Below are 3,063 nucleotides of genomic sequence, written 5' to 3' on the forward strand. Positions count from 1 at the left end.
CGGGCACGACCGCGCGCGCGCCTTCAGCTGGCGGGACTCGGCCGAGCGGGTCTGGCAACTGCACGCCGACCTCTGACGTCACCGGCGGCGGCCCGCCTCGCCCGGCCCCGGCCGCCTTCCGGCGGGGAGCTGGAGGAGCGCTAGTCCTGGAAGACCGCCGCCGCGGCGCGGGCCTGGTAGACCACATCGTCGAGGTCGTCGCCGATGGCCGTGACGTGGCCGACCTTGCGACCAGGGCGTGGCGCCTTGCCGTAGTTGTGGAGCTTCACCGTGGGGTGGCCCGCGAGCGCCTCGGGGTACCGGTCGACGAGCGACCCCTCGGCCGGTCCGCCGAGCACGTTGACCATGACCGACCACGCCTCATGGCTGCCGGTGCCTCCGAGCGGCAGGTCGAGCACGGCGCGCAGGTGCTGCTCGAACTGTCCGGTCGTGGAGCCGTCCATCGACCAGTGGCCGCTGTTGTGCGGTCGCATCGCGAGTTCGTTCACGAGCACCCGGTCGTCGGTCGTCTCGAAGAGCTCGACGGCGAGCACGCCGGTCACGCCGAGACCCTCGGCGATCGTGATCGCGACATCCGCGGCGACATCCGCCAGTCGACCGGCCGAATGCGGCGCCGGCGCGATGACCTCGCTGCACACGCCCCCGACCTGCACCGTCTCAACGACCGGCCAGGCGACGATCTCACCCGACGGTCGGCGCGCCACGAGCTGGGCCAGCTCCCGACGGAAGTCGACGAGCTCCTCGGCCAGGAGCGCCCCGCCGCGGCCGTCCTCGGCGACGGTCGTGAACCACTCGGCCACCTCGGCAGCGGACCGCACGGCGCGCACGCCCTTGCCGTCGTACCCGCCGCGCGGCGTCTTCACGACGGCCGAACCGCCGTGGCCGCGGATGAAGTCGTCGAGCTCGTCGGGCGTCTGCACGCGCGCCCAGTCGGGGACCGGGAGGCCCAACTCGGAGAGGCGCTCGCGCATGAGCAGCTTGTCCTGCGCGAAGCGCAGCGCGTCGGGCCCGGGGCGCACGGGGATGCCGGCGTCGACCAGGCGCCGGAGCACGTCCTGCGGCACGTGCTCGTGGTCGAACGTCACGACGTCGACGTCACGTGCGAAGGCGAGCACCGTCTCGGCATCGGTGTAGTCGCCCACCCGGTCGGCGGCGAGCGCCGCCGACATGCCGTCGGCCTCGGCGAGGACCCGGAGCTCCACCCCGAGCTCGATCGCCGCGGGAATCATCATCCGGGCGAGCTGCCCGCCGCCGATCACTCCTACGATCATGGCTGCATCTATCCTTCGTTCGACTCAGTTGTGCGTGACTCGACGCCCCGTAACCGGATCGGCAGCCCCACAACCCGACGTTAGACTAATGCCTGGCGCCGAGGAGGCGTCATGTCGACGGCACACGATTGAATGCAGTGAACACACTCTCCAGATTTGCGAAGCTCATTTACGACCGACTGATCCGCTATGCGATCAAGTTCGGGATCGTCGGCATTCTGGCCTACATCGTCGACGTTCTGGTCTTCAACCTCCTCCGCGTCGGCGTAGTCGGCTCGAATACGTGGTTCCAAACCCCGCTCGGCGCAACGGTTGCTTCAGTGACCATCTCCACGGTGTTCGCCTGGATCGGCAATCGCTACTGGACGTTCCGGGAGCACCGCCGCAAGAATTACCTTCTCGAACTCATCGAGTACGGCGCCGTCGCCGTCGTCGGCCTCGCGATCAATCTCGGATGCGTGTGGATCTCCCACTACGTTCTCGGATTCGATTCGCTGCTCGCCGACAACATCAGTCGAAACATCATCGGCGTGGGCCTCGCGACGCTCTTCCGATTCATCATGTACCGATACTGGGTGTACGGAGCCCATCGAAAGGACGGGCTGAAGGCGGTCGAGTCTCGGCGTGCTGAAGCCGCCGCGATGTCGATCTTCGAAGATGACGCCTCTGCGACGTCGGATGCGTCGTCTCTCGACGTCACGAGCGAACGGCCGACGCCGCTGGCATGACCTCAAACGTCGGCAGCGCCTTCGCCCGCCTCTGGCACGGCCTGCTCGCGTATGTCGTGAAGTTCGGCGTGGTGGGGCTCATCGGCCTCGTGATCGACGTGACGCTCTTCAACCTGCTTCGCCTCGGGGTCTTCGGCGACGACCAGTGGGCGCAGTCGGCGATCGGCGCGAAGACCATCTCGACGAGCGTCGCGATCATCTTCAACTGGCTCGGCAACCGCTATTGGACCTTCCGCGCGCACCGCAGGCGCAACTACGTCCGAGAGTTCATCGAGTACGCCATCGTCTCCGTCGGGGGCATGCTCATCTCGCTGGGGTGCCTCTGGATCACGCACCACTGGCTCGGCTACACCAGCCTGCTCGCCGACAACATCTCGACGAACGTGGTCGGCCTGGCGCTCGGCACGGCCTTCCGGTTCCTGCTCTACCGCTACTGGGTCTACGGGCACCACCGCAGCGACGGCCTGTCGAATCTCGACCGGGTCGAGGAGGCGCAGCGCGCCATCTTCGAGGAGCCCGATGGAACGAACGATGCCGCCGAGGTCACTCCTCCGCGGGCGCCGTCGGCTGGAACCACGGCGGGTACACCGCGACCCGAGTCCTGAGTCCGACCGCGTCGAGCGACGTGCGCACCCGGTCGCGCACCCGGTCGTTCCCGACCGCGATCAGCAGCACCCGCTCCAGCGGCAGCGACTCGCGCACCAGGAACTCGGCGGACAGCATGCGCGACCCCTCCTCCTCGCGATGCAGCCGCTGGAGCATCCGGAGCACGCCGGGCCAATCGGATGCCGCGGCGACGCCGCCTGCTGCGGCGTCGGCGTCGGTGACGACCACCGTTCCGGCCGTCTCGGTGCGAGCGCCGACGGCGCTGGCGACCGAGCTCACGAGGATGACGTGGTCGGCCGGCTGACGCTCGACGGCGCCGGGTGCAAGACGCGGATCCGGGAGCGACGGATGCGTCGTGGCGACGCGGCGGCCGTCGGTGTGAGCGTCTGGGCGGTCATGGCTTCGCCTTCCTTCCGCGCTGGAGCTGCACCTGGGCGATCGAGATGATCGCCATGATG

At 68.7% G+C, this 3,063-nt stretch carries 4 protein-coding genes; 2 read left to right on the top strand and 2 right to left on the bottom strand.

All coding sequences use genetic code 11. The features are described from left to right. Positions 1 to 140 precede the first annotated feature (140 nt). Positions 141 to 1,271, bottom strand: a complete 1,131-nt coding sequence (locus GH736_RS20065; RefSeq protein WP_159606477.1) for a 5-(carboxyamino)imidazole ribonucleotide synthase — start codon at positions 1,269 to 1,271, stop codon at positions 141 to 143. 137 nt (positions 1,272 to 1,408) lie between these two features. Here GH736_RS20065 and GH736_RS20070 point away from each other — a divergent pair, with 137 nt between their 5' ends. Together GH736_RS20070 and GH736_RS20075 are read left to right on the top strand one after the other, a co-directional pair. Then, positions 1,409 to 1,999: a GtrA family protein gene (locus GH736_RS20070; RefSeq protein ID WP_159606478.1), complete on the top strand. Its 591-nt coding sequence runs from the start codon at positions 1,409 to 1,411 to the stop codon at positions 1,997 to 1,999. Then, on the top strand, positions 1,996 to 2,604 hold the full coding sequence (locus GH736_RS20075; RefSeq protein WP_159606480.1) for a GtrA family protein: 609 nt from the start codon (positions 1,996 to 1,998) through the stop codon (positions 2,602 to 2,604). Before GH736_RS20070 ends, GH736_RS20075 begins: the two co-directional genes overlap by 4 nt. Here the strand turns inward: GH736_RS20075 and GH736_RS20080 are convergent. Then, a partial coding sequence (locus tag GH736_RS20080) for a DarT ssDNA thymidine ADP-ribosyltransferase family protein (protein WP_203230877.1) occupies positions 2,543 to 3,063 on the bottom strand: 521 nt, incomplete at its 5' end. The two genes, GH736_RS20075 and GH736_RS20080, sit on opposite strands and share 62 nt — an antisense overlap.

This window comes from Agromyces humi (assembly GCF_009720255.1).
GTDB classification, from domain to species: domain Bacteria; phylum Actinomycetota; class Actinomycetes; order Actinomycetales; family Microbacteriaceae; genus Agromyces; species Agromyces humi.

Excerpts from the sequence above, each read along its gene's own strand:
- GH736_RS20065 (WP_159606477.1), bottom strand. The coding sequence starts at position 1,271 with ATGATCGTAGGAGTGATCGGCGGCGGGCAGCTCGCCCGGATGATGATT.
- GH736_RS20075 (WP_159606480.1), top strand. The coding sequence starts at position 1,996 with ATGACCTCAAACGTCGGCAGCGCCTTCGCCCGCCTCTGGCACGGCCTG.